This is a genomic window from Pedobacter sp. (assembly GCF_039594775.1).
GTDB lineage: Bacteria > Bacteroidota > Bacteroidia > Sphingobacteriales > Sphingobacteriaceae > Pedobacter.
In genome coordinates this window covers 759013-785255 of sequence record NZ_JBCNMT010000002.1, presented here as the reverse complement: position 1 = coordinate 785255, position 26243 = coordinate 759013, and the positions used below count along the sequence as shown (strand labels likewise).

Sequence of the window (26243 nt, the reverse complement as noted above, 5' to 3'; positions counted from 1 at the left end):
TGGTTCGATTTATTTTTACCACCTTGGATATTTAAGAACATTTAAGCACTACGCCCTAAAATGAACTAAGGTGTCTTAGGTGGTATATTAATTTATAAGATTCTTCGCTACGCTCTGAATGACAACAATGCTATTGATGACAGCAGTACTATTAATGACAACGGTGCTTCCTAAAAAAAAACAACCAACAAACCAAACAACCAGTTAATCAAATTTTCCCTACCTTAAATTCATGAAAGTTAAATTCGGTATCGATGTACTGTTAGCAAACCCCCACCCCTATCTCCATACCCGTATAGGATTGGTCTGTAACCAAGCTTCAGTTACTCAAGATGGTATGAATACCAGACTAGCATTGCAAAAAGCAGGGTTTAAACTCATCAAGATTTTTGGACCTGAACATGGCTTCGATGCTCAGGGCGAAGACGGAAAGTTTATCGACCATCAAATAGACCAATTAACACAACTACCCATCATTAGTCTTTATAGCCAACAACTGGCCCCCACCCAAGAAGACCTTTCCGACCTTGATTTGGTTATTGTAGACCTGCCCGATATTGGCGCAAGATTTTATACCTACCTGTGGACCATGAGCTACGTGATGGAAAGCTGCGAAAAATACCGGAAACCTATGTTGATTTTAGACAGGCCCAATCCTATTGCCAGTTCGCTAGACATGGCCGAAGGTCCATTATTGGAACCTTCATGCAGCTCCTTTATTGGCCGTTTTCCCATTCCCATTAACCATCAATGTACTTTTGCAGAATTAGCACAATACTTTAAAGCAAGCCATTATCCGCAATTAAAGCTAGAGGTAATGCCCATGCAATATTGGGATAGAGCCACCAACACAGGATACCACTTTTATCCCACCTCTCCTGCAATACAGCAAAGAGAAGTTACCTACGTTTACCCAGGTTCCTGCCTTTTTGAAGGCCTGAACATTAACGAAGGAAGAGGCAGCGACCATGCCTTTCAACAGTTTGGCGCACCATGGATAGACCACGAACAATTGGCCATACAAGTAGCACGGGAATTAACCGATGCCACTATTGAAAAAGTAGCTTACATCCCTAATTTTGGCCTTTATGAAAACGAACCGTGCTATGGTCTAAAAATTACCCCCTTAAATCAGAACCATTTTAAAGCAGTAAGCTATTTTGTAAAACTTATTCAAATCATCTACCAACTATTTCCAAAAGAGCTTAAAGAAAGAAACTACTTGACCAATGTAAATCCAAATGGCAGCAAGCATTTAGACAAACTGCTGGGTTTGCCCAATGCCTTTCAAAAAATTATTCACGAGAAAGTTGACACCAGTGCCAACGAATGGCATACCACCATGAAACCCTTCCTCTTATACTAAGTACGTGCTCCGCTTAACGACGGGGAGATTGAAAATAAACTTGTAATTAACAAATAAGCTGTACTTTTACAAAAAAAATCAAATCTATGGACCGCTTGCAATTCGATTTCAACCAGATTTTATCTACCTCCATGATTTTATTTGCAATTATTGATATCCTGGGCTCAATTCCCATTATCATTTCTTTGCGAAAAAAAGCAGGGCATATCCAATCGGAAAAAGCAACCATTGTAGCTACTGCCATCATGATTTTGTTCCTATTTGGTGGAAAATCGGTTTTAAGTGTTATTGGGGTCGACGTACAATCGTTTGCTATTGCGGGTTCATTGGTAATTTTCTTTATTGCCATGGAAATGGTTTTGGGCATCCACTTTTTTAGGGACGAAGCTCCAGAAACCGTGTCCATTGTACCGCTTGCTTTTCCTTTGATTGCTGGTGCAGGTTCTTTGACCACCCTACTTTCCTTAAAAACCGAATACCGTACCGAAAACATTTTGGTGGGCGTTATCCTCAACATGGTATTTGTATACTTTGTGCTCAAAAATACCGCAAGGCTCGAAAAACTTTTGGGAAAAACAGGATTAAACGTACTCAGAAAAAGCTTTGGGGTTATTTTACTAGCCATTGCCATTAAGCTTTTCAGGACCAACACCGGGTTATAACCATTTTTATTCCCCCTTAATTTGTCTTTATTATTTTACCAGAATGAAAATCATCGACAAACTTGCTTGGATAGAATTAAAGAACAAAACGATTCTTTCTACAAAAAGCTATGGAAAGGACAAGTATTACATTCCAGGTGGGAAAAGAGAAATTGGAGAAACTGATGAGCAAGCTTTAGTAAGAGAAATCAGCGAAGAACTGAGTGTAGAAATTGATGGTAAAACACTAAACTACGTTGGAACTTTTGAAGCCCAAGCGCACGGACATGCAGAAGGGATCATCGTAAAAATGACTTGTTATTCGGGGAAATATGTAGGTCAATTAAAGGCCAGTGCTGAAATTGAGGAAATAAAATGGCTGAAATATGCTGACAAAGATAAAATATCAGAAGTTGATAAAATTATCTTTGACCACCTTAAACAAAATGGCTTATTAGATTAATAGTTGTAGATAATAAGGAACAATAACCCCATTCCAAAATCCTTATTTCAATAGGTACGATAAGATTTACCACAAACATTCATACCACTTCATTTCGACTTTGGAGAAATCTCACAATGTGATAAAACCTATCTAAAGTTAAATAGCAATTCCAAAGACTTTACTTCGTAGAGCTTCGCGGTTTCCGCTACGGTCGAAATAACGGAACCGCGATGGCGACATGCTAAAACAAAAGCTTAAAATTTGTTAAAGAAATGATGGGAAGTATATGTTTTTATATCTTAGGTATATCATAATGTTTTACATGGCTCTTTATAACAAAGGAAACATTAATATCTGTTTAGAAATGAAAAGATTATTCTTCATTTTGATGGCTTCAATTTTGATTTCCTGTGGAACTGGAGTCAATGTCAAATCTCCGTCAAACAACACAGCATTAAAACTCAAACCATTTAAACTCATCGTTTACAATGCAAATTATTCAATGGCCTATGCCGTTCAGTATGTACTAACGAATAAAAGCCTTGAAATTATTTTCAAAGGACAGCTTGAAAAAGAAAGAGATTCGGTTCTGTTCAAAACCTCCTTACAAGCAAATGAAACACTCGAAAAGCTCTCTAATATAAACATTGGCAGTTTACAAGAGTATTATTCCAATCCTTGTATAAGGGATGGCTCTCAAATAACGGTTAAACTGAAAAAAGGATTTAAAAGCAAAATGGTCCATTTAAGCAATTACTATCAACCCGATATTGGCTTGGCCATTGAGCTAATTAATGGCTTGGTTCCAAAAGAATATCAAATATGGTACGATAAAGAAGAATTGATTAAAGACATGAAAAATTGCAAGTAATTCGATAATAAACCACTGTAAATTGAATGTATCTATGAAAGAATTATTAGAAACAATATCAAGGAAATCGATTGAACTTGAAGATTTGGAATCTCAAGGAAAAACGGTCACTAACGACTGGCTGGGAAATACGCCTGTAAGTGAAAATGAAATCTTGTTAGCAGAAACCCGCTTAAACGTAAAATTCCCCAAAGATTATCGAGAATTTCTTTTGATTACCAATGGTTTTATGGGGCCAAATGACATAGAACCTAGCTTTTCAAAACTCGAGGAGGTAAATTATCTAAAGAAAATACTACCAGAGATAAATGAAATTTATCAAATCAAAGAATTAGATAATGCTATACTTATTGGCGGAGCTTCGGAAGAACAACAGTTTTTACTTATTCCTCCTAGCTCGGATAGCGACTCTTGGAAATATTGGAAATTTGCAAACTGGATTCCAGGTGAAGAAGAATATAGTGATTTGAGGAACTACTTTGAGCAAGTGCTTGAGTTTTTAGTGGATTCTAATAGTTAATAGTTATATCTGGACTATCTAACTTAATTTTTAAAAATGAAGATCAACCAAATCGTAAATCTAATACAACAGAAACATCAGGATAACGGTTTTGAGATTAATGCTCCTGCTAAGCTTTCGGACATTGCTAATTTTGAAACACAAATGGGTTTTTCATTGCCCACAGATTTTAAGGAATTTTATTTAACCTGCAATGGTTTCGGTTGTAACGAGGATATATTTAATATGATTCCACTTTCGGAGATTATGCAGGAAAACCGAAACAACGCGGATAACTGGTTTTACATTGCGGAATATATGGTTTACTCAGACATGTGGGGAGTTCGGATTGAATCAAATGGAGAATACGAAATATTTATTGATGAGCATAAGGATAAGCCCCTCACATCGTCCTTATCCGAATTTCTTCAAAGATTTTTAAAAGGAAATGTATTTGATAAGGGCGGACTATATGATTGGCAAAACGAACTAGGAATTATATAAATCGTAATTTAACTGAAAATATAAATTACTATGTCAGAAGCAACCGAACATAATTGCATGAGTAGCGATGACTTGCTAGAACTGACCAAGTTAAACATTGGAAAATTTGGTCTTCAGGTTATTACAGTCACATCAACCGCTTATTTACCTTCTTTTGTTTACAGCATAGGATTAAGCAGGACATATAATCACCCAGAAATAATCTGCTTTGACCTTCCGAATGATATAGGGCATGAGATTATAAATGACGTTGCCGAAAACATAAAAAATGGAGAGAAAATCGAATGCGGAAAAATTTACACCGAGATATTTAGAAATAATCGAGCAATGTTTTTACCTATAGACCCAAGAAACATTCGAGATTATTTTGGTGCAGGTTTAAAGTATTATCAAAATGAAGATTTTAATGCTCTTCAACTTATTTGGACAGACAGAAATGACCAATTCCCTTGGGAAGAGAATTTTGAAGAAGAATTTTTATACAAACAACCTTTACTTGATAGAAATGTTGATTTTAAATTTATGGAACCCAAAAACCTTACTGTTTTTACAACTCGACAATGGGTTGAAGAACAAAAACCAATATTAAGGGTTGTTCACGATGATGATGGGGATTGGCAGTTTTTAACAGGTGATCAAATGCCAGAAGACATAAGAATTGTTGCGTTGAAGGAAATCATAAAACATGATAATACTTTAAACGAAATTTTTGACCTCGAATATAATGAGGAGGCCGAAAGAGATTTTTTAGGAGGACAATGGATAAGAAATACAGTAGAATATAGTGATGAAGAATAAAACAATGATTACTAATCATAAATTCTATTAAATAATTTATTGAACAACAAAACACTAATAATCATTTTAAATTTTCAAGGAGCATACAAACCATTATCAAACCTTAACATAAACCTTAATTTAACTGAAAAATATAAAGACTATGGACGTAAAATTTGAAGCAGGTATTAACATCGCCATTAAAATCCCCAAAAGTAAATACGACAAAACTGTTGCTTTTTATAAGGAAATATTGAAGTTAGAAGTAAAAGAAATACCGATCACCAATCCAACCGTTTCCAGGACACACGAAGTAAAATTTGGCCATAATGTGATTTGGCTAGATTGCGTGGACAACTACACCCATTCGGAAACCTGGTTACAGCTTACCGTTCCAAACGTTGAGGAAGCCACAAGTTATTTATTATCGAACGGCGTAGAAACTTGCGACGAAATTGAAGAGCTTCCAAATAACATGCATTGGATACAAGACCCAGCTGGTACCGTTTTTAATTTACAAACTATAGGAAACAAATAAATTGGCAACATAGAATGCAAGTTAGCAACCCAGATGAAGATTTTAAATTCCCTAAATCAATCAAGATTATTGCCATCCTATTTGCCGTATTTATTTTTGGAGTCATTATTATTCTAGGTCATTTTGGCTTTTTTGATCATTCAGTGAGAAACCATATTCTAGCCGAAGAATATACAGGAAAAGTAGTTTATTTATTTAATGACAGGAGAAATCATAACGCATATACCGCAAAACTATCCAACGGCATAACAATTACAAATTATTTTCCTCTTGAAAAGGGAGAACCTTTACTTGAATTAAACGATAGCATAGTCAAACAAAGAAATTCCGTATATATTTTAGTGTTCAAAAATGGAAAATTTCATCGTTCCCTAAACACATTATATATTGATGACTAATAAGAGTTAAAGCTACAGCTGTTGTCAACATTATTTTGAAAGACTGAATTGATATCATCTTACAAGTAAACAAAAATAAATCTCATGGACATCAATACGCATTTAAGAATCAAAAAAATGAGTCCTCAATTGCTTGTTGCCGATATTGGCGCTTCCATTGAATTTTACACCCAAAAAATTGGCTTTGAATTAGATTTCAGGTACGAAGACTTTTATGCGGGGATCATCAAAGATGGCTATTCCATTCATTTAAAATTGGGCAGCCCTTCGCTCGAAGAAAGACAGCACAAATTAGAGCACGATGACCTTGATATCGTATTTTCAATTGAGGATGTAGAAACTTTATACAACGATTTTGTGAACAAAGGCATACAGATTACCCAGCCTTTGTGCGAAAGACCATACGGCAAAGAATTTTACATTGCTGACCCCGATGGATATATTCTTGCCTTTTTGGAAGAAACAACATAAAATCAATAGTTATTTGTTACTCAATGTAACATCGAATCCGTATATTTATCTAAATAAGAAAAGGTAAATGAACTTATTTGAGCAATTTACGGTATATGTTGGAGCTTTGGCAATCTTGTTTGAAGCAATCCATTACTTGCGTGGCAAGTTAAAAGGGAAGCATTAGCCTATTGGCTACCCAATGGGAATAATGTCGCCGCTTCGCAGTTGATTAATCAATTCTATTTTCTAGTATAATATCAGTCCTTCGGACTTGAGAATGATATATAAGGTTATTCAGTAAATGTTTTTGCTTTGTCACGCTGAGCCTGCCGAAGCGCTTTTCCATGTAACCACGAAGTGGTGTAATTACGCTAGCATAAATCCATCAAAACATAAAACCCTGAAAGGGTGATATAGTCTAGAGATTTCTCTCTGCGTTCGAAATGACAAAAAAACAAATGACAAAAAAGCCAAATGATGATAATAAGACATGCCCCTTCCTACTTTGTCACGCTGAGCCTGTCGAAGCGCTAATACCTTATAATAACCACGAAATGATGCCATTGTTCTAGCATAATTATTCCAACAAGCAACAACCCTGAAAGGGAGATATAATGCCCAGAGATTTCTCCCTATGGTCGAAATGACAACAAATAATAGAAGCGGCCTTTTAGTTCTTAATTAATCTCGCTACAAACATACTATCGGCCTTATCATTATAACCTTTAATCAATTCCTGGCTTTCTAATTTTAAAGGTAAGTTTTCCAACAAATAGGCAACCACATCTTCATTTTCCTCTTTAAATACCGAACAGGTCATATAAATTAGTGGCTTACCAGATTTCAGGTATTTCACCACATTTTCGGCAATGGCTTTCTGTAATTTGGCATAATTAGCCACTTTATATTCCTCAAAAAAGTAGAGCATTTCTGGTGTACGTCCCCAAGTGCCGGCACCAGAACAGGGAGCATCCAACAAAATACCATCAAACTCATAATGGTGTAAAATCTGGTCGTTGTTCTGCAACAGGTCAATCACCTTTTTCTGGTAGTCCTTAATGCCTGCCAACTGGAAACGCTCCTGTAGGTTACCTAAACTGGTTTCTCTTACATCACTCACTAATAATTTCACCTTAGGTTCTAAGCTATGTATCAATAGCGACTTCCCTCCTGATGCTGCACAACAATCCCACCAATACTCGTAAGGTTTGGGCTCAAAGTAATCCCCTGTTTTTTGGGAAGAAAAATCCTGTACCTGATATAGACGGGCATCGTCAATTACCTGCTCTAACTTTGTGCCATTAGGCAAAGCCAAAGTAGTATCGGCCAGTTCTTTTACGGCCACACCAGCTTCTTCCAACTTTGCTTTAATGGTTGGCAAATGTGTTTCCTTTACGCGGATAAATAAATCTGGCTGTATAAATAGAGAAAACTGAAAAGCCTGTTGATCTATTCCATTAGACAACTGCTTTCCAAAAGGAAAAACATCTTTTAACTGAAAGTCGGGATATTGCGTTTTTACAAAAGCAAGCTTTTCAGTTATTGGCAAAGTCATATGTGCTGCCGCCGCTGGAAAAATATGTTCGGTAATTAGGCTTAAATCGTTATTGCACAAGAAATCGGCTACCGCCAAACGCTCAATGATGGGTAGGTCCAAAAGTGCCTTACCCAATCTGAAATAGCTGTAAATATACCTACTGGCCCACCTCCTATCCGACGAGCCCATTTGTTTGTGCTGTTTAAAATAAACAATTAGATGCCTGTGCAAGGGCAACTTACCATCGTAACTTGCTAAAACCTGTTCAAATGCCCTAATATGATGGTGTACTTTCATTAATGGTTGGTTTGTTGTTTTTAGTTGCTTACTGGCTGGTTCATTAGTTCACTGATTCAATAGTTTATTGGAAACTGACAACTCACAATCTATAACTTCTTACTTTTCCCTTGCTCTTCCCTAATCACTAATTCCTAACTACTAACCACTAGTTACTAATCTACCTGACTTAGCGAAGTATTCTTATACTGCAACAACATTAAGTGTTTATTATAAAAACCATATTCGGCATTGTAATCAAAATCGAAATCGTTGTGCAAGCCTTTATAGTTTTCCTTTATCAAAAAATCGAGGTAGTTTAAGCCATGTTTGGCCATCAGCTTGCCAAAATAATATCCTGTATCGAAACCTTTAAAAGCATATTCTGTAGGTTCAAATTCATATTTAGCCCTATAAGCTTTAATGAAATCAATTACAGCTTTACTTCTGTAATCAATATGGTAAGAACTACTCAATACCGTCTGTAAGTTTTGCAACTGGTCAATATTGTAGGTTTGCTTGGCCCAATTTGGATGTCCAAACAATTGAATCGGATAACCAGCCACATTTTTCAGGCGATAAAGCTTGGTTAAACTGGGGCTTACAAAAGGAGCATCATCCGAACAAACTACCACGGCATATTTTTTCCCTTTCATCATCTTGGTTTCGAAAATGTAGGTAGAGGTAAATTCCTGTACAGTAAAGTTTGGATGTTGTTCAGCAAACTGCTTCCTGATGGGTGCCGCAAATTGTTCGTCAGACGATTTCTTGGTATTGATCAACACTACAATGGTTTGGTCGGCCTTGTACTGCTTAGCAATGTAATCGGCAATTTTTGCACCGTGTTGATCAATGCTATTCACTACCGAAATAAGGTAAGGATTGTTAAACTCTGTAGGTTTTGAAGCCGCCAAAGGCGATATCATAGGCATTTTGTTCGCTTCTGAAAATTGTGCCATGTATTTAACCCCATCGGGGAAAATAGGACCAATCATTAAATTGCTGGCTTTTACAGCTTCCCGTTTGCTTAAAGCTGCCAGTTGGCTATTATCGTCCCTGCTATCAAAAACGTTTACCTTAAAGTTTAAGCCTTCGTTAGCGGCCGAGTCAATGCCTAACATTAAACCCTGATAAAAATCAAGGGCCATATCGGCCTTGCCAATTTGAGCTTTGGTAACAGTTTTTAAATTGAACTTATTGAGCTGAAAGGGAATAAAAACACTGATATTTCCTTGTGTAAACTTTGCAGCAGGTTTGTGTTCAACAGGTTTAGCCGGGGCTGTTGCCACCGGCTTTGTTATTTTTGGCGAACACGCAGCAAAAACTACGATGACAGCTAATAAGCCTAAAAGCTTATTCCCACTCAATAGTTGCTGGCGGTTTCGAACTAATATCATACACAACTCGGTTAATTCCTTTTACTTTATTAATAATTTCATTGGATATTTTAGCGAGCACTGGATAAGGCAAATGGCACCAATCAGCGGTCATTCCGTCTAAAGACTCAACAGCTCTTAACGCAATAACATTTTCGTAAGTACGCTCATCGCCCATTACCCCAACCGAACGTACCGGTAAAAAGATGGCTCCTGCTTGCCAAATTTGGTCGTACAAACCAGCATCTTTTAAGTTTTGGATATAGATATGGTCTGCTTCTTGTAATATCGCAATTTTTTCTGCAGTTACCTCTCCTATAATACGGATTCCCAAACCTGGACCTGGGAAAGGATGTCTGCCTAAAATAAACGATTCTAAGCCCAAAGTGTTTCCTACTCTACGTACTTCGTCTTTAAACAAAGTTTTTAGTGGCTCTACTACTTTAAGTTTCATAAAGTCGGGCAAACCACCTACGTTATGGTGCGATTTAATGGTGGCCGATGGTCCTTTAACGGAAACCGACTCGATTACATCAGGGTAAATAGTACCTTGTGCCAACCATTTTACATCTTGTATTTGGTGTGCCTCATCGTCAAATACTTCGATAAACACACGACCAATAATTTTACGTTTCTTTTCTGGGTCTTCAACTCCTGCTAGCTCACTTAAAAACCTGTCTTTAGCATCAACACCTTTAATATTTAAGCCAAAGTCTTTGTATTGTTCTAATACACTTTCGTATTCGTTTTTACGCAACAGGCCATTGTCAACAAAAATACAGTGAAGGTTTTTGCCAATCGCTTTGTGCAATAATACCGCAGCTACGCTACTGTCAACACCACCCGAAAGTGCCAAAACCACTTTATCATTTCCCAATTGTGCTTTAAGTTCGGCAATAGTAGTTTCTACAAAAGCATCTGAAGTCCAATCCTGAGCACAACCACAAATACCTACCAAAAAGTTATTCAACAAAGTTTTACCGTCAATACTGTGGGTTACTTCTGGGTGGAACTGAATGGCATAGGTTTCTTCGCCTTTTACTTGATAGCCTGCTACTTTTACTTCTGGTGTACTGGCAATGATTTCGAAATGCTCAGGTACTTGGGTAATGGAATCGCCATGGCTCATCCACACCTGCGAATCGACCAAAATACCTTTAAACAAAGGATTTTCGTTATTCACAAAACTCAAGTTAGCCCTACCATACTCCCTAGTGGCCGATGCTTCTACATTTCCTCCACTTTGTTGTGCAATAAATTGTGCTCCATAACAAACTGCCAATAGCGGATACCCTTTAAACAGGTTCAAGTCTACAAATGGTGCATCTTCTTGACGTACCGAAAATGGGCTACCTGAAAGAATAACTCCCTTAACGGTAGCATCTAATTCTGGAATGTGGTTAAATGGATGAATTTCGCAGTACACATTTAGTTCGCGAACACGACGTGCAATCAGCTGTGTAAATTGCGAACCAAAATCGAGGATAATGATTTTTTCTAGCATGCGCAAAGGTAAGGAAATTTACGATTTTAGTGGTACGATTTTAATAGATATTAGTATTTAGATGTTAGTATTTAAACTCTTGCTTGCTGTTTACATTTTTGAAGAGCAATTTTAGTGCTCATACTCCCTACAACCCTGCTATTCGCTTTATCCCAATATCCTTCGACAAGCTCAGGATGACATCGGGATGCTCACTACTATCAGGTCTATTTAATTGAAAACATTGCTATAAAGAGGTTGCTTAAGATGCTTATTCGGACTTTAAAATGGATTAAAGCTCAGATGGTTCACTTTATTTTTTTACCACCTTAGACATTTAAGAACATCTAAGCGCAACGCCCTAAAATGAACTAGGGTGTCTTAGGTGGTAAGAGAGATTTACTTTGTAGCTGCTTCGCGGTCTTCGCTACGCTCTGAATGACAGCAATACCTATTAATAAACCGATGAACTATTAAACCAATGAATTAAACAAGTGGCAAGGTAAAACTAAACGTAGTACCTCCACCTGGGTTATTTTTGTAACCTATTTCACCTTCGTGTGCCGTAATGATCTGTTTGCAAATGGAAAGCCCCAGACCATAAGACTTTTCACCTTTGGTACCAAAACGTTTGGACGGCGTAAATAACTGGAAAATATCTTTACCTATTTTATCAGGGATACCGATGCCCTTGTCTGTTACACTCACCAGTACTTCATTTTGCTTTTTTTCAACCTTAACCTTTATCTCCTTACCTATTTCGCTAAACTTAATGGCATTACTAATTAAATTTCCCACTACTCTTTCTATTTTTTGCCCGTAAATATTGATTGCCAGATTTTGAGTATCGGTTTCAAAAACAATGAGCTGTTTTTTTTCATCAGCCCTGTATTTTAACAGCTCGATGGCATTTTTCACAATAGGAATCAAGTCTTGCTCATTCTTCTTCAACGTAATATCCAAACCTTCCTTATTTTCCGCCGCCTCAATAATATCATCAATAAGGTGCAGAGCATTACTGCAGGCGCCATCTATCAGTTTAAGTTTATCAATATTCACATTCTCTTCGTCTTCTAAGATCATGAGCTTGGTTAAACTCGAAATACCAACTACGGGATTCCTCAAATCATGCGCTACCGCTCTTAAAATGGTATCTTTTTCTTTATCACTCAGCCCTAGTTTAATTAATGCTTCCTGTAGCTTATCTTTTTGCAGAGATATTTCGTTGTTCAACGTAGTGAGCTGTTTAACGTTACGCCTTGATTTTCGCCAGTAGTTATAAATCAATACCACGATAGAAACGGCCATACAAATAAACAACAAAGTAATGTATAGGTACCGCTGCTGTATTTCGGCTTCCCTTTTCAGGTTATTGATTTCATTTTCATTGTTCAAATTCCTGAAACGCTCGTCAATATTGGTAGATTTAATCTTGTCCAACTCCTTTTGTAAAGAATCGGTTAAAGTAGTGTAACGGTACAGATGATCAAATGCTTGTTGATTTTGGCCTACACTGCTTAGGTATTTAGCATTTAAGAAATGATACGATTGGATATGATCAAGCATCTTAAGCCTTTTGCTATCCTTTTCTAAAATTTTAAGGTATTTAAACGCCGAATCAGTTTGATTGGTTTCTAAGTAGACTTTAATCAGCTTTATTTTTGCCGTCACGGCATCTACCGTATCATATTTGGGTTGGTCGTTAATCGCAATGCTTTGCTTTAGCAGTTTTTCAGCTTCATCAAATTTCTTTTGTGACAATAGCTCGCCACCCATATTTCCATAAATTACCCCTCTTGCCGACTTATAGTACCAATTTCTAATGGGAACAGTATCATTCTTTTCTATAAAGGTTAAAGCTTTTTGGTAAAAAACCAATGCACTATCGGCCTTGCTTAATTTGGAATAGCAAAGTGCAATGTTATTGAAAAGCTCCTGCTGCTTATAAACTTCCTGAAAATTTTGCTTACAAGTGCGTACTTCTTCTAAAGTTTCCTGAAAGTAGTGTATGGCATCCGTGTATTTTGACTGCCGATATAAAATCATTGCAATGCGGTAACTATAATTGCTATTGGCGCACCTGTCGGTAATTACAGGCTGAAGTTTTTTGGCCAAGAAGTAGTTTTTATAAGCTTCCTCATAAGCACCAAGCCTAAACAGCACATCACCTTTACAATAATAGGTTCCCGCTAACTCCTTAATATACCTTTTTTTGTCTTTGGTGGCCTCAATCACGTTCAGCATGCTATCCGTGTAAGGCAGGGCCTTTTCATATTTCCTACCAAAGAAATAATAGAAATAAAAGGCGTTATAAATATCGAACTTGGATTTTGCCGACAGCTTCTGATCGCCATCAAGTGCTTGTCGTAGCGTCTTTAAAGCTTTGGTCTTAACTTTTTCATCGTTATAGCCCCAAGAGGTTTTGTTGGCAACGGAGTCTATTAAGTGATTGAGACCTTTATTCGTTGTATCTTTACAAGAAGCAAGAGCTAATAGAAGAATTGGCAACCAAAAGAGCTTACCATAGCGTATTTTTTTAGATGGTATGATTTGCACATTCGAAAATAGTAAAATTAATTACCATTCAAAAGTGTGGTCTTAACGCCAAACCTGTTCAGGAAGTCTACTCCCTCATCACTTGCCAAGCCTTTATAGGCCGCATAAGAATCTCTGTAAAACACTTCCTTTATACCCGAAGAAAGGATTAACCTAGCACAGGCAATACAAGGAGACAAAGTTGTGTAAAGGGTAGCTCCTTCTATTTTAGAGCCATTTTTAACAGCATAAAGAATAGCATTTTCTTCAGCGTGCAGGGCTAAGGAACAACTGCCCTTACTATCCCTATCACAACCGGTTTCGGGCCATTCTTCATCGCAATTGTGAGTACCAGGTGGCGGACCATTGTAACCTATGGAGATGATACGGGTGTCTTTGGTTAGTACCGCGCCTACATGGGCCCTCACACAGTGTGAGCGTCCTGCAAGGTCCGACGCTAAGTTCATGTATATCTCGTTAAATGATTTTGCCATGGGTCAATAAAAATGAAAACTCTCTGATGGACAACCAGAGAGTTTTCAAAAATAACATTTTTTAAAGCATTCTAAAATGGACGTATACTATTTAGTTGAACCTGCTTTATGGCCTTTTACCGCAAAATAAATAATGTATAAGTAAGCAGGCAGCATCGTATATAAAAATGCGTGTTGAAAATCAATTTGTAAAGTATCTTTTAAGAACCCGTAAATCGGCAACACCAAAGCGCCACCGGCAATTCCCATGATCATAATGGCGGAACCTGTTTTGGTAAACTTGCCCAAACCTTTAATCCCCAATGGGAAAATGGCAGGCCACATTAAAGAGTTGGCCAAACCTAGCAAGGCCACAGAATAATAAGAAACATAACCAGAAGAGAATGCCGAAATAATAGACAATACCACTCCTGATGTAGCGCAAATACGCAATGCCATTTGCTGCGATACTATTTTAGGAATAGTAATAATACCTACCACGTAACCAACCAACATACAAATCAAGGTAAACGAGGTTGAAAAACGTACCAAGTTAGGTGCAATATGTAACTCACGGCCATAAGTAGCAATTCCATCGCCAGCCATTACTTCGGCCGCTACGCAACAAAAGATGGCAAAAGCTCCCAAAAACAAATGTGGATATTGGAAAACGCTGGTCTTTTTGACAGCTTTATTTTCTTTCAATTCGGCAGATTCCTCTACAGCAGTTTCTTCTTCGTTAACTTCCGGTAAGTTAATGAACTTAATTAATACAGCGAACAATACAAAAATTATTGCCAAAGCAATATAAGGTGTGTGGACACGCTGCAACAACTCATCTAAAATGGCATTTTTCACATTAATATCAGTGGTTGCATTAATTTTAGCGGTTACTTCTTCAGAGTTCTTTAAAAATAAAATCCCAAAAATAATAGGCACTAATACCCCTGCTCCTTTATTACACAATCCAGCGATAGAAATACGTGCGGCCGCACTATCTATAGGGCCAATAATACTTAGGTAAGGGTTTACCGCAGTTTGCAACAATGCCATTGCTGATCCTTGAATAAAGATACCCGTTAAAAACAAACCATAGCTCCTATTGTCGGCAGCGGGGATGAAAACCAACGAGCCTACGCCCAAGATTACCATTCCCAGTACTAATCCATTTTTAAATCCAATTTTATGTAAGATCCATGAACTTGGTAAGGCTAGAAAGAAATAGGCAATGTACGAAGCAAAGGTCACAAAGAAAGCTTGCAAATCAGTTTCAAGGTCCAATGCTAGTTTTAAAAATGGAATCAATGTACCGTTGGCCCAGGTTACGAAGCCAAAAATAAAAAACAGAGCACAGCAAATGATCATAGGTAATAACGCCGTCCTGTTTTGGGTTTGGTTAGAATTCATTATTTCAGTTTGGTTTTAATTTTCGTCTAACTTAAGCAAAACGGTCAGCATTTTAAATAATTTTAATAATTAAAAAGTCGCAAACGTTTGTGTTGACCATAAAAAAGCCCCGACCTAAAAGTCGAGGCTCTTTATTATAAATGTTTTTTGGATTTAATGACCACCGGATACTTTCTGGTCGAAATTAATACCCTGTGCTTTTAAAATAGAACTTGCCCTTAGTGCATAAAATACCAAATAAGCAAAACATAAAATACCGATTACATAGCTGTATTGAATGCCCGTATACTCAGATACATAACCTTGCAACCAGCTAATAATGCCTCCGCCCATGATCATCATAATCAAATAGCTACTTCCTTGGCTCGTATTTTTTCCTAAACCGCTCACGGCCAAAGTAAAGATACAAGGCCATAGTGTACTACAGAACAAGCCTACACTGGTAAAGGCATAAACACTTACCATTCCTTTAGTGAACATACCCGTTAACAGGGCAACAATGCCTATCACCGAGAAAATCATTAACATCCTAGCAGGGTTACCTTTACTTAAGATATCGGCGATAATTAAAACGAAAATGATCAGTGCGTATATATAGAAAGGTGCCAGGTCATGTTTAGCAACAGCATTTACCAATAAAAACACTCCAAATGCAAAATATGGCGCAATAAACCTTAATATTTTTCTCAAACTTACATTATCTGTAAAGGCTTCAACAGCACCTGTCCAACGGCCAATCATCATACTGGCCCAATACAAGGAAATATAAGGGGCAATTTCCTTGGTTTCAAAGCCAAGTTTATGCTTCATATAATCGGGCAAATTACTTGCGGTCGAAACTTCTACACCTACATAAACAAAGATGGCAATCATACCCAATACTAATTGCGGATATTTCAAAGCTGAACCTTTATGGTTCGAATCTTCTTCCGCGGCTTCGGTCAGCGCTGGCTTATCAGGCAATGCCGAGAATTTCAAGAAAATAGCCACAGCAAGGAAAGCTGCTCCTAAAATCAAATATGGAATTTTAACGCTTTGGATGTCAAGCGTAGTATTTTCACTTACTGCAGTACCAAAAATAGCAAAACTAACAATCAATGGTCCAATAGTAGTACCAAGGTTGTTAATACCGCCAGCCAACGTTAAACGTTGTGAACCTGTGTTGATGGGACCAAGGGCAATAGCCAACGGATTGGCCACCGTTTGTTGTAATGAAAAACCTAGGGCAACGATAAATAAACCAGAAAGCATTAAAGGAAATGAACCCGTATTGGCCGCCGGATAAAATAGCAGGGTTCCTACCGCAGAAATGACCAAGCCTAGTGCCAAGCTGTTCTTATACCCTATTTTGTTGATCAGGTCGGTTTTCATTAAGGCCGATATTCCTATGTAAATTAATGAACCTACGGTATAGGCAATATAAAATGCCAACGACACCAATTGACTTTCACTTTGCGACAACTTAAATGCTTCTTTAAAAACGGGAATGAGTATGTCATTACTCGCTGCCACGAACCCCCAAAAGAAGAACACAGTTACTAGGGGGATAAACTGCGCCCAATTGGTTTTTACATTCTGTTCCATATTTGGTTAAAATTTAAGGTTTGAAAAAATTTGCGCTAAACATAGTTATTTTTTTCCATATTAGTGTACTTAGTACACTTTCTTTAAACGCGTTTTAAATCGATAAATTCACACTGCGTTTAACCTTAAACCTGATGTTTCCTAAAATGTAAAAACTAAATAAAAATTGAGCTTTTAACTATGAAAATTGCATATTAGCAGAAATTACAAGGAAGCAATAAATGTTTGAAGCAATCATTTTGGGTATTGGGGCGGGTCTAATTTCATCTTTTGTAACAGGACCGGTATTCTTTGCCATGATTAAAACCAGTATTGAAAGGGGCTTTAAAGCAGGTTTTTCTTTGGCTTCGGGTGTGATTGTAAGTGACCTCATTTTAATCAGCATTGTGCTTTTTGGCTCTCATTTTTTTAAATACCAACGAGAATTTGATAAATATGTGGGTATTGTTGGCGGTATTTTTATTGTTGGTGTGGGCATTTACTATCTGTTATCTAACGTAAAAATCAACTATTCGGAAGGCGACAATATCAAAGTGAGCAAACGGGGATATATTTTAAAGGGATTCTTAATGTGCATCCTCACTCCTTCCACCCTTATGTTCTGGGTTATTGTAAGTGGTATTATTTCAGTAAAGCTAAATACACTGCCGGAAAAAATACTTTGCTTTCTTGTTGCTATGATTGTTCAACTTTCTGTTGATGGTTTAAAAACCTATTATGCCAGCAAGCTTCGCTACCGTATTAAAGAGAGTACGCTAAAAAAACTTAACAAGGTAGCTGGCGTTATCATTATCGGTTTTGCGATTTGGTTGATTGTAAAGACCTATCTGCAGTTTTATTAATTCTGTTTTCCAATGCTCTCTCTTGCTAGGCCATCTCTCCCAGAGGAGAATATGTAAGATAAAACCTCTCTCTAACTCTGTCCTTTCAAGGAGAGAGAACTGGAAGGTGATAAATAGATTCGTATTAAAGAAATTCAAAGTTCCAAGCATTGCCACCTCTATCCATTTGAGGGATAAAAGTTAGCACCTCCAACAATTACCTGCACTAAAACAACTTCCCTATCTCATTGTTAAACCTAAAACAAATCACAATTATGGAACCTTTTGAGATCAATTTAGTTGGACAGATACTGACCATACAACCTCGATTAAACGAAACTTACGATGTTTTTGATGGCAACGAAAAGTTAGGTGAAGTACATCCTATTTCCGTTAATGGCAGTACACGATGGACTTCTAAGGAATTAAATGATGATTACGCTAGTCAAATTGGCGAGCTGATTGATGAGCATCAACTCTAGTTCTTCTTGGTCCTATCGCCAAATAGCTTGTTAATGAACTCTTCGGTCATACGCTCTATCCTACCGGTAATTTCACCCTCTTTAATACTCACCCATACGGCTATAGATACCAGCTCTTCTTTCTTTCCTTTGGTTACTGCTGGTTTCCAGCCTCTAAAATCATTCAAGGCCATTACAATTTTATCGGTAACAATATGGCCTTTGGTTTCGGTATGGCTTAATACACAACTTTGCCCTAGCGAGTCAACCAACACCTGCATCATAATATTGCCTTTTAGATTATTGACATAAGCTTTCGAATTCACTTCCTTAAACATAGCCGCAAAGGCCACACTATCTACCGTCACTTTGGTGTCGCCACAATCCAAACAGAAACGTGTCGTATTGCAATCAGTATATTTTTTTGGGAAAATGTGCTGTGCAAAAGCATTCGACAACAGAACAAGTAACGGCAGCAGTAAAAAGATTTTCTTCATTATTTAAGAGGTTCAAAGCTTAAAACGAAGATAGAGAAATGTCTGTTAATTATTTTAATCTGAATTCTGGAGAAATATAATCACATAAACACATAGCGGGAGGATACATCTCCAATAGCTATATTTTATAAAAAACTAAGGATAAATCACAACATCTTATTGGTGCTATTGAAGCTTCTATGTGTCTATGTAGTTCATTTAGACAACTTCCCCTTTCAGGGATGACAAACCTGCTGAAGGTTTACTAAAAACCACATAAGACACATAGGGGAAATATGCTTAACAGAATTTAGATTATTTTAGCTTCTTTTTTAATTTCCCTCTGAAGTTTTTGGATTTCACCACTACTCCTTCATCGGTTACCATTACACAACTATACTCCGGAAATTGGCGTATCAGAGCTAAGCCTTTTTCTTTCCCTAAAACCATGATCGATGTGCTGAAGCCATTGGCCACTTCGGCACTTGGACCCAATACAGTTACACTGATTAAACCCGTAGCAGGATATCCAGTAACAGGGTTAATGATGTGTGCATAGCGTTTCCCATTAAATTCCACATACTTTTCATAACTGCCAGAAGTAGTAATGGCTTCTCTTTTTAACGGAATAACGGCAATCGCCTTTTCTTCATTAAAGGGATTGGTGATACCAACGTACCAAGGTTTGCCATCAGGTTTGGTTCCCCAAGTGGTCATATCTCCAGAGGCATTCACGATTCCTGCTTTTACACCCTTTGCTTCCATCAGCTCACGTCCCTTATCAGCGGCATAGCCTTTGCCCGTTGCACCAAAGCCAATTTTCATTCCCGCTAGTTTCAAAAAGATGGTACAAGCTGCACTATCCAGTTCAATATTTCGATACCCAACTTTGGCTACTGATTTTTTGATGTCAGTTTCACTTGGCATGGCTTTCATAGAACCATCAAAATACCAAATTTTATCCATGGCCGCATAACTGATGTCGAATGCACCTTGGGTGATGACTGAAAAATACAGCGAGCGTTTGGTCAAGTCAAAAACCTCACGATCTACCTTTATGGCTTTGATACCAGCATTACGGTTCACTTCGGAAATCTGTGAGCTGGCCTTCCAATCGGAAATAAGATCTTCAATACGGGACATTTCTGCAATGACTTCATTAATGTGCTGATCAGCGACTTGCGGATTTTCGGCAACAATACTGATATCGAAACGACTGCCCATAAGGGTTACTGCCCGCTCTTTTAAAACTTGTGCATTTGCATCAAGGGCGAAGAGAAAAAGGAAAGTAAAAAATGAAAAAGATTGCTTTGTTATTCTTTCTCGCAACGACGCTTTTATTTTCCTCATCTCAAGTTGATGAGGCAACTTTGTTAAGATATGTAAAATTGAAATATTCAAATTAAATTCTTAAAAATAAGTCGAGAGCATTAGCAAAATAGATTCTTCGTTCCTCGGAATGACAACAATACTAAATTATACGAAGTGATCTTCGTCATTCTTCCTCACAATGACGACTATAATCTAATAACAATCGGTAAGTAATTGCCCATTTTCTTTATAATACGTTAAATCTTTTCCGTTTATTTTAACACAAATCTCATTAATTACCTTTTCCACATCTTGTTGCATTTGTAAAGAGCCGCAGATCATCACCACGCCCCCATTGCTCAACAAAAGGGCTAAATAGGTGGCATCATTGCGAATCAAATCCATCACATAGCAATGATTTTGTTCTCTTGAAAAGGCAATTTGGTAATTTTTTAGCTTATGGTTTTGCATCTGTTGATCTAGAAAAACCTTATGCTGTTTAATAACCTCTGTTTCTTTACGGAAACCTATGTACAAGTGGTTATCGACATTTTTGTGGCTCTGCATGATCATTCCCAGAAAAGGTGCTATGCCAGTTCCGTTGGCAATCATGGCCAAAGACTTATTTTTAGGTTGATGAAAGGATTCATTAACAACCATTCGGGCCCTAAAGGTATCGCCTACCTTCAAATTATTTAAATAGTTAGACCCTAAGCCTGATGGATGAAGCTTCACGACCAATTGTATATTTCCTTTGCATTTGGCCACAGAGTACAATCGTTCCCTATTATCATCGGCTGGATAAATAGCCAATAAATCGCCCGAGGTGAACTTGGTACGTGTTGGGGTTCTAATGGTAAGCATAAAGGTTTGCTCTGCTTCCGAAACTTCTGTGCGGGCCAACACCATCATTTTATGCAGACCTTTAGGTTTTTTTGCATATAGTGCAGGTGTAGTAGCTAGTTCAATGCCCACTTTTTCACTCCACATTTTAACCCATTGTACAAATTGAACAGGCGATTTATCATCTATAGTATGAAGTTCCGTCAATGGTTTAGCCCATGTTTGTAGGCCCAGCTTTTCATCTATCTGTTTAGCGAACTCACAAAAATCGGGATAGGCATGCGAACCAAACCCTATGACCGAAAAATTGACCTCATGCTTTTGAGGATATCTCTCTATTAACTGTAATGCTTTATTGGCATTTGATGGCGGATCGCCCAAGCCATAAGTAGACGTAAATACCAATAGATGCTTCGCTTTTGGGAAAACCTGATATTGGTTCAGTTGTGCCAAGTAGGAAACCTTTCCTTGGGCCATCAGCTGTTCGTGAATGGCATTGGCAAAACGTAGGGTACTTCCGTTTTCGGTTCCAACCAACAAAATAAATTCTGCATCGTTGGTTTTGTGCTTGTTCCTGATCTTGGTTGCACGGCGTTTTAACGTAATGGCAAAACCAGAATAGATAAAAAACAGGATATTTAAACAGGCAATGCCCAAAATAATCGCCCAAACCATATTAGTACGGCCTGTATGTAAATCTAAACTAAGATTTTCCAGCACCAAGGTGGTGGGATATTTCACTTCGCTCAACACCTTGCCACTAAACTGATCAACAATCAGCTCCCTATCATTTAGTTTAAAGTTGTAATATTCTTCTGGATCCTCAGCAAATGGAAACTCTATCTTTTTAACGACTGCAAGTTTGGTATTTTTAAAGAGTGTGAACTCTTCTATTTTCTGCTGCACGGGCTCCTGGGTTGGAGCTACAATTTTCTTATGTTCGGCCTTGTGTTCAGGAAAAAGTTGGAACCTTGCCATGCTCAGGTAAGTTCCGGTGAGGGCAATAACCAAAACAGGAATAAGGATCAACCTGCCGGTAATGATATGATAGTATTGTGCAAAATATTCCTTCACTACCTTAGTGAAAAACTTGGCCAAACTTCGTTGTCTCTGGATTACCAAAGCCATTCCGGAAATAGCAATCAACAAAAGCAGGAAAGAGATAATGCCTACCATAAGTCTTCCAGTTTCCTTTAAAAACAAGGATCTGTGCAGCGCAATGTTCCATTCTACAAAAGCGCTCTTTTCTTTAGGCTTTCCAAGAATTTTACCCGTAGTAGGATCTACATAAGAATCCACTTCGTTGCCTTCTGCATCAAAACCTTTTAAACGAACAAAGCCATTATGATCTACCTCAAGCTCGCTAATTTCGGAGAAGTTTTTCTTTAATACGGGAACGGTTTGCGCCACGGTAATTTCATTGAAATTAGCAGCACGATAAGAAGGCATTTTTTCTTGAATCGCATCAATAGCAAGTATGGCACCGGTAACCGATGCCATAACTAGAAAAAGCGATGAAATTAATGCCAATGCCAAATGGGCGTAGCGCCAAATGGATAAGGTCATTCTTTTATTTACGGTTGAACTTTACTAAATCTAATGTATTTGATGTATCCTTTTCCATCGGCCTTGCCTGCTAAAGCTTCGGCAGTTAATGGGATTTCAACATCTGAAAGGTGGTATTTTTGGTCTTCCACAGACGATTCGAAACGTAGTTTATAACCTTTGTCTACAACTGCATCATCTATGTCCAAATTCACCATCGTTCTGTCGCCACCACCAATAGAGGCACCAGTTTTGGCATCTAACTTTTGGGTTTTGCTAAAGAACTTGAACCACTCTTTGAATCCATTGTACCATTTTTTGTCCTTGCCCATCATGTACAAGGTTTTTTCGTACCCTCCTTTTGGATTGATCAGAGAAACGACAATGTATGCTCCTTCACCTGTATAAGCATTCATTTGCAGCATACACTTATATTTTGAAGTTTGGGCCATTGCTTGTGAAGAGAAACTTAACAACAGACCTAGCACAGCTATTTTAAGAAAAGATTTCATTTATATATGTATTGTTTGAGTAGTAAGATGTTAGTTTTTAAGGAAGTTCACCGAAATATTCTTTTTAGATAGGAATTCGTTTTCAGCAGCTAGATCATAAGCTGTTTCATTAAACTCTGTTTTTACACTTTTATCCGCACCAGAAGCAATCAAATATTTAAGGATTTCATCATCTTTCGAAATCAATGCAGCTCTATGTAATACGGTTAAACCTTCTTTGTTTTTGGCATTGATGTCGATTTTTAAAGCTGCAAGTTTTTTCAATAAACCTAAATCGGCTTTTGCAATAGCAATATGGTATAAGGTGCTACCATCTTTTTGAACACCTTCTATATTCAATCCTTTTGATTTTAACAGGGTAAGTTTCTCTGTAAGTTCGTCTTTAGCATTGGCATTTGCTTGAGGGCCTGCTGGTCTGTAGTTTTGTACCGCATAATAAGCTAAGTTATGTCCGGCTTGGTCTTCGATTTTTACATCAGCACCTTTGTTCAACAAGAAAGCAACCACTTCTGGTGAACCTGTAGCTACTGCGGCAGTTAACGCAGATTCGCCTCTTTCATTTACGGCGTTGATGTTTTTAACTTTTGGGGCCAGCAATTCTACTACCGCTAAGTTTTTTCCCGCGGCAGCATTCATAAAGGGTGTTACGCCATCTTCGTCAGCTTTATTTACATCTACCCCTTTTGCCAAGAAATAGTTAATGATTTCTTCTTGGTTTGGTTTGCGCACAATGCTATGCAACACATTGCCGCTTTTGTTCGCAAAATTTGGATTGAGCTTCAATTCTTCTACCAAATATTTATAAGATTCAATTGGTGCAGAGGTACCACGTCCACCTTGCGACATAAAAATTAAGGCAGCGCTAGTTGCCTTCACTCCTTTACTTAATAAATTCTTCAATACCTCAACATTACCACTTTTAGCCGCGTAATCAAATGCAGTATTGCCTTCGCTATCTACATCTTTCAAAGAAAGTCCCTTAGAAGTAAGGTAGTTGGCAATCGCCAAATCATTATCGTTGGCAATACCTAATAATAATAGGTTAGCACCATTTTTATATTTCTTTTTAAGATCAATTCCACCCTTTACGAAAGCATCATAAACCGCTACGTTTTTTTGCCCACCTGATACAGCAAAAACTATGGGCTCGCTTCCGTGGCTATCTGGTGTTTGGAGATCTGAACCTTTCGCAATCAGGTATTCAACCACCTCTGCATTGCCCCTTAGTGCCGCCCAGTGTAAATAGATACGGCTATCGTGAGTAACTTTGCTAACGCCATTACCTTGTTGTTCCACCAAAAATTTAATGGTTTCGGTAGGTGCGTTGTTATTAATGGCCATTGTGGTGGCATCAAAAGCTCTTGGATCTAATGCAGCAGGATTGTTCCCCTTGGCTATTTCAGCTTTTACCGCTTCTACCGTTGGGCTTTGCTTCCAAAAGTCAGCTTGTAACAAAGTATTTTTATTTTGTGCCCGTACTGAGCCAAGCCCAAGAACAAGTGCGGCAACGAATATTACTTTCTTCATTTCTATTTTTAGAATAAGGTTATGAATTTGTCTGCGAAATTACTTATTTAGACTAAATCCACATAATAAAACTGATGCTTTTTTTCGCTTTGCGTCATTATTTTATCTGCTGAGCATTAGAACTATCAAAAAAAATCATCACACCTCCATTAATTATGGGTATTATGAGTGACTTCTGCTTTATTAAAATACTTCAATTACTTCTTTAGGGCTTTATATGTCCCCTAGCTTTGCAGCACAAATATTTGAAAAATAGCCTCTTGCATTTTTTTAAAGTTTTTAGCAGAAAAATATTTGTTTGGAATGGATAAAGTTGTACTTTTGTAGCTCTCAAAAACACGGTGGTTTTAGCTCAGTTGGTTAGAGCGCCTGATTGTGGTTCAGGAGGTCGTGGGTTCGAGCCCCATATTCCACCCATCGTTTTAAAAAGCAGTTCTGAAAAGAGCTGCTTTTTTTGCATTTATGGAAAACACAGACACAACTCGGACACATTTTTAAAGGCAATCAAAAGGATGAGTACTTTAATCCGAAAATAGGTGACTCAAATGCTAAAAATGTAGTTATATCCTGAAACCGTCTAAGAAGGAGGTTATTTTCATTAATAAAATTTTACTTATAACAACAATCTCTAAAAACTGAATAGGCCTATGTCAACTAAAAATAATCAGTGCTACTTCGACATTTATCTAAAGATTTAGCAGTAAACATAAAATCACCCATTTCCGCTTGAGAAAGTGGAAGTAAAAACCTATTTTCAGCGGAGCTGTTACTATCAATAAAAAATTTTTGCCCATATGACATGTATAATAGTAGATGATGACCCAAACGCGGTCGAAGGACTGGTCTCCTATATGAAAAGTTTTCCTGGCATGGAAATTAAGGACACTTTCACCAATCCCGTAGCCGCCATGGCCTACTTGCAACAGCATAGGACCAATCTGCTGCTATTGGACGTGGACATGCCCAAGGTGAACGGTATTGAACTGGCAGGATCCGTTCGTAGCCAAGTGGACAAAATAGTTTTTACGACAGCACACACAAAGTATGCCTTCGAGGCCTTCGAAATCCAAGCCGATGCCTACCTACTGAAACCCTTTTCCTTGGCTAAGCTATTGTCCACGCTGCACCGGCTCTTCCCACAGGAAGCCCAAATAGAAAAGAACAACATTGCGGATACCGTTACTGGTAGCGAGGAAGACTTCATCTTCGTGAAGGCCAAACAGGGTTCCAAATTGGTTAAAGTGAAGCTCAAGGAACTGGTGGTTATCGAAAGCAAAAACAACTACGTGGAACTACAAGCTTTGGACCGTCAAGTGATTACTTACATGAGCCTGAGCGAATTGGCTAAGAAACTCAACGGACAACCAGACTTTATCCAAGTCCAGCGAAGCTTTATTATCAACAAGCACTATATTGAATATGTGGAGGGCAATACCTTAGTCATGGTTAGCGGTGCCAAAATCACCGTAGGCGAGATGTACCGCCCGGCCTTCCAATCATTTTTGGAAGAGCGCATTATCAAAATGGGAAAGAAACGCTAATCCCTTTCCCATTCCATTTAGCCAACAATCACAGCGGAAGCCC

At 37.9% G+C, this 26243-nt stretch carries 25 protein-coding genes and 1 tRNA gene; 14 read left to right on the top strand and 12 right to left on the bottom strand.

Going from position 1 to position 26243, the window contains the following annotated elements; translation table 11 throughout:
* The first annotated feature begins 232 nt into the window (after positions 1-232).
* From ABDV71_RS09415 to ABDV71_RS09370, 10 genes are all read left to right on the top strand, one after another.
* On the top strand, positions 233-1366 hold the full coding sequence (locus ABDV71_RS09415) for a DUF1343 domain-containing protein (RefSeq protein ID WP_343532193.1): 1134 nt from the start codon (positions 233-235) through the stop codon (positions 1364-1366).
* An 86-nt stretch (positions 1367-1452) separates the two neighbouring features.
* Positions 1453-2028 (top strand): MarC family protein, encoded by a 576-nt coding sequence (locus ABDV71_RS09410; protein WP_343532192.1) that lies wholly within the window; start codon positions 1453-1455, stop codon positions 2026-2028.
* A gap of 43 nt (positions 2029-2071) precedes the next feature.
* Positions 2072-2470, top strand: coding sequence for an NUDIX domain-containing protein (locus ABDV71_RS09405; RefSeq protein WP_343532191.1), 399 nt, complete (start codon positions 2072-2074; stop codon positions 2468-2470).
* Positions 2471-2816: 346 nt separating this feature from the next.
* Complete coding sequence (locus ABDV71_RS09400) at positions 2817-3323, top strand: hypothetical protein (protein WP_343532190.1); 507 nt, start codon at positions 2817-2819, stop codon at positions 3321-3323.
* Positions 3324-3357: 34 nt separating this feature from the next.
* Positions 3358-3843: an SMI1/KNR4 family protein gene (locus ABDV71_RS09395; RefSeq protein WP_343532189.1), complete on the top strand. Its 486-nt coding sequence runs from the start codon at positions 3358-3360 to the stop codon at positions 3841-3843.
* Positions 3844-3879: 36 nt separating this feature from the next.
* A complete protein-coding gene (locus tag ABDV71_RS09390; protein WP_343532188.1) occupies positions 3880-4326 on the top strand; it encodes an SMI1/KNR4 family protein in 447 nt (148 codons plus the stop codon).
* Positions 4327-4356: 30 nt separating this feature from the next.
* Positions 4357-5124, top strand: coding sequence for a DUF4262 domain-containing protein (locus ABDV71_RS09385; protein WP_343532187.1), 768 nt, complete (start codon positions 4357-4359; stop codon positions 5122-5124).
* A 142-nt stretch (positions 5125-5266) separates the two neighbouring features.
* The gene (locus tag ABDV71_RS09380; RefSeq protein WP_343532186.1) at positions 5267-5641 is read left to right on the top strand and encodes a glyoxalase; all 375 of its coding nucleotides are present in this window, start codon (positions 5267-5269) and stop codon (positions 5639-5641) included.
* A gap of 14 nt (positions 5642-5655) precedes the next feature.
* Complete coding sequence (locus ABDV71_RS09375; RefSeq protein WP_343532185.1) at positions 5656-6039, top strand: hypothetical protein; 384 nt, start codon at positions 5656-5658, stop codon at positions 6037-6039.
* Between the two features lie 84 nt (positions 6040-6123).
* On the top strand, positions 6124-6510 hold the full coding sequence (locus ABDV71_RS09370) for a VOC family protein (RefSeq protein WP_343532184.1): 387 nt from the start codon (positions 6124-6126) through the stop codon (positions 6508-6510).
* Between the two features lie 652 nt (positions 6511-7162).
* On the opposite strand, the gene ABDV71_RS09365 is transcribed toward ABDV71_RS09370, so the two are convergent.
* The 7 genes from ABDV71_RS09365 to ABDV71_RS09335 form a co-directional block, all read right to left on the bottom strand.
* Positions 7163-8326, bottom strand: a complete 1164-nt coding sequence (locus ABDV71_RS09365; protein ID WP_343532183.1) for an RsmB/NOP family class I SAM-dependent RNA methyltransferase — start codon at positions 8324-8326, stop codon at positions 7163-7165.
* A gap of 155 nt (positions 8327-8481) precedes the next feature.
* On the bottom strand, positions 8482-9702 hold the full coding sequence (locus tag ABDV71_RS09360) for an ABC transporter substrate-binding protein (protein ID WP_343532182.1): 1221 nt from the start codon (positions 9700-9702) through the stop codon (positions 8482-8484).
* Positions 9659-11185 (bottom strand): glutamine-hydrolyzing GMP synthase, encoded by a 1527-nt coding sequence (gene guaA, locus ABDV71_RS09355; RefSeq protein ID WP_343532181.1) that lies wholly within the window; start codon positions 11183-11185, stop codon positions 9659-9661. Before guaA ends, ABDV71_RS09360 begins: the two co-directional genes overlap by 44 nt.
* Before the next feature lie 465 nt (positions 11186-11650).
* On the bottom strand, positions 11651-13720 hold the full coding sequence (locus ABDV71_RS09350; RefSeq protein WP_343532180.1) for an ATP-binding protein: 2070 nt from the start codon (positions 13718-13720) through the stop codon (positions 11651-11653).
* A gap of 17 nt (positions 13721-13737) precedes the next feature.
* Positions 13738-14193, bottom strand: coding sequence for a dCMP deaminase family protein (locus ABDV71_RS09345; RefSeq protein WP_343532179.1), 456 nt, complete (start codon positions 14191-14193; stop codon positions 13738-13740).
* An 87-nt stretch (positions 14194-14280) separates the two neighbouring features.
* Positions 14281-15579, bottom strand: coding sequence for a sugar MFS transporter (locus ABDV71_RS09340; RefSeq protein WP_343532178.1), 1299 nt, complete (start codon positions 15577-15579; stop codon positions 14281-14283).
* 153 nt (positions 15580-15732) lie between these two features.
* Entirely contained in the window at positions 15733-17163 is a 1431-nt protein-coding gene (locus tag ABDV71_RS09335) for an MFS transporter (protein WP_343532177.1), read from the bottom strand.
* A 221-nt stretch (positions 17164-17384) separates the two neighbouring features.
* Here ABDV71_RS09335 and ABDV71_RS09330 point away from each other — a divergent pair, with 221 nt between their 5' ends.
* Together ABDV71_RS09330 and ABDV71_RS09325 are read left to right on the top strand one after the other, a co-directional pair.
* Positions 17385-18005 (top strand): LysE family transporter, encoded by a 621-nt coding sequence (locus ABDV71_RS09330; protein WP_343532176.1) that lies wholly within the window; start codon positions 17385-17387, stop codon positions 18003-18005.
* A gap of 254 nt (positions 18006-18259) precedes the next feature.
* Positions 18260-18466 (top strand): hypothetical protein, encoded by a 207-nt coding sequence (locus tag ABDV71_RS09325; protein ID WP_343532175.1) that lies wholly within the window; start codon positions 18260-18262, stop codon positions 18464-18466.
* Here ABDV71_RS09325 and ABDV71_RS09320 read toward each other — a convergent pair.
* The 5 genes from ABDV71_RS09320 to ABDV71_RS09300 form a co-directional block, all read right to left on the bottom strand.
* Positions 18463-18942: a hypothetical protein gene (locus ABDV71_RS09320; RefSeq protein ID WP_343532174.1), complete on the bottom strand. Its 480-nt coding sequence runs from the start codon at positions 18940-18942 to the stop codon at positions 18463-18465. The two genes, ABDV71_RS09325 and ABDV71_RS09320, sit on opposite strands and share 4 nt — an antisense overlap.
* A gap of 294 nt (positions 18943-19236) precedes the next feature.
* Positions 19237-20271 carry an FAD:protein FMN transferase gene (locus tag ABDV71_RS09315; protein ID WP_343532173.1) on the bottom strand — a complete coding sequence of 345 codons (1035 nt, stop codon included), beginning with the start codon at positions 20269-20271 and terminating at the stop codon, positions 19237-19239.
* Between the two features lie 174 nt (positions 20272-20445).
* Positions 20446-22641 (bottom strand): PepSY domain-containing protein, encoded by a 2196-nt coding sequence (locus ABDV71_RS09310; protein WP_343532172.1) that lies wholly within the window; start codon positions 22639-22641, stop codon positions 20446-20448.
* Between the two features lie 8 nt (positions 22642-22649).
* Complete coding sequence (locus tag ABDV71_RS09305; protein WP_343532171.1) at positions 22650-23132, bottom strand: DUF2271 domain-containing protein; 483 nt, start codon at positions 23130-23132, stop codon at positions 22650-22652.
* 30 nt (positions 23133-23162) lie between these two features.
* Positions 23163-24659, bottom strand: coding sequence for an ankyrin repeat domain-containing protein (locus ABDV71_RS09300; RefSeq protein ID WP_343532170.1), 1497 nt, complete (start codon positions 24657-24659; stop codon positions 23163-23165).
* Positions 24660-24999: 340 nt separating this feature from the next.
* Here ABDV71_RS09300 and ABDV71_RS09295 point away from each other — a divergent pair.
* Both ABDV71_RS09295 and ABDV71_RS09290 read left to right on the top strand, forming a co-directional pair.
* Positions 25000-25075, top strand: a tRNA-His gene (locus ABDV71_RS09295).
* Between the two features lie 378 nt (positions 25076-25453).
* Entirely contained in the window at positions 25454-26200 is a 747-nt protein-coding gene (locus tag ABDV71_RS09290) for a LytTR family DNA-binding domain-containing protein (protein ID WP_343532169.1), read from the top strand.
* The last annotated feature ends 43 nt before the right edge of the window (positions 26201-26243 follow it).

Excerpts from the sequence above, each read along its gene's own strand:
- ABDV71_RS09310 (WP_343532172.1), bottom strand. The coding sequence starts at position 22,641 with ATGACCTTATCCATTTGGCGCTACGCCCATTTGGCATTGGCATTAATT.
- ABDV71_RS09300 (WP_343532170.1), bottom strand. The coding sequence starts at position 24,659 with ATGAAGAAAGTAATATTCGTTGCCGCACTTGTTCTTGGGCTTGGCTCA.
- ABDV71_RS09325 (WP_343532175.1), top strand. The coding sequence starts at position 18,260 with ATGGAACCTTTTGAGATCAATTTAGTTGGACAGATACTGACCATACAA.
- ABDV71_RS09290 (WP_343532169.1), top strand. The coding sequence starts at position 25,454 with ATGACATGTATAATAGTAGATGATGACCCAAACGCGGTCGAAGGACTG.
- guaA (WP_343532181.1), bottom strand. The coding sequence starts at position 11,185 with ATGCTAGAAAAAATCATTATCCTCGATTTTGGTTCGCAATTTACACAG.
- ABDV71_RS09395 (WP_343532189.1), top strand. The coding sequence starts at position 3,358 with ATGAAAGAATTATTAGAAACAATATCAAGGAAATCGATTGAACTTGAA.
- ABDV71_RS09385 (WP_343532187.1), top strand. The coding sequence starts at position 4,357 with ATGTCAGAAGCAACCGAACATAATTGCATGAGTAGCGATGACTTGCTA.
- ABDV71_RS09375 (WP_343532185.1), top strand. The coding sequence starts at position 5,656 with ATGCAAGTTAGCAACCCAGATGAAGATTTTAAATTCCCTAAATCAATC.
- ABDV71_RS09400 (WP_343532190.1), top strand. The coding sequence starts at position 2,817 with ATGAAAAGATTATTCTTCATTTTGATGGCTTCAATTTTGATTTCCTGT.
- ABDV71_RS09345 (WP_343532179.1), bottom strand. The coding sequence starts at position 14,193 with ATGGCAAAATCATTTAACGAGATATACATGAACTTAGCGTCGGACCTT.
- ABDV71_RS09415 (WP_343532193.1), top strand. The coding sequence starts at position 233 with ATGAAAGTTAAATTCGGTATCGATGTACTGTTAGCAAACCCCCACCCC.
- ABDV71_RS09315 (WP_343532173.1), bottom strand. The coding sequence starts at position 20,271 with ATGAGGAAAATAAAAGCGTCGTTGCGAGAAAGAATAACAAAGCAATCT.
- ABDV71_RS09330 (WP_343532176.1), top strand. The coding sequence starts at position 17,385 with ATGTTTGAAGCAATCATTTTGGGTATTGGGGCGGGTCTAATTTCATCT.
- ABDV71_RS09390 (WP_343532188.1), top strand. The coding sequence starts at position 3,880 with ATGAAGATCAACCAAATCGTAAATCTAATACAACAGAAACATCAGGAT.
- ABDV71_RS09410 (WP_343532192.1), top strand. The coding sequence starts at position 1,453 with ATGGACCGCTTGCAATTCGATTTCAACCAGATTTTATCTACCTCCATG.
- ABDV71_RS09405 (WP_343532191.1), top strand. The coding sequence starts at position 2,072 with ATGAAAATCATCGACAAACTTGCTTGGATAGAATTAAAGAACAAAACG.
- ABDV71_RS09370 (WP_343532184.1), top strand. The coding sequence starts at position 6,124 with ATGGACATCAATACGCATTTAAGAATCAAAAAAATGAGTCCTCAATTG.
- ABDV71_RS09320 (WP_343532174.1), bottom strand. The coding sequence starts at position 18,942 with ATGAAGAAAATCTTTTTACTGCTGCCGTTACTTGTTCTGTTGTCGAAT.
- ABDV71_RS09360 (WP_343532182.1), bottom strand. The coding sequence starts at position 9,702 with ATGATATTAGTTCGAAACCGCCAGCAACTATTGAGTGGGAATAAGCTT.
- ABDV71_RS09365 (WP_343532183.1), bottom strand. The coding sequence starts at position 8,326 with ATGAAAGTACACCATCATATTAGGGCATTTGAACAGGTTTTAGCAAGT.
- ABDV71_RS09380 (WP_343532186.1), top strand. The coding sequence starts at position 5,267 with ATGGACGTAAAATTTGAAGCAGGTATTAACATCGCCATTAAAATCCCC.
- ABDV71_RS09340 (WP_343532178.1), bottom strand. The coding sequence starts at position 15,579 with ATGAATTCTAACCAAACCCAAAACAGGACGGCGTTATTACCTATGATC.
- ABDV71_RS09335 (WP_343532177.1), bottom strand. The coding sequence starts at position 17,163 with ATGGAACAGAATGTAAAAACCAATTGGGCGCAGTTTATCCCCCTAGTA.
- ABDV71_RS09305 (WP_343532171.1), bottom strand. The coding sequence starts at position 23,132 with ATGAAATCTTTTCTTAAAATAGCTGTGCTAGGTCTGTTGTTAAGTTTC.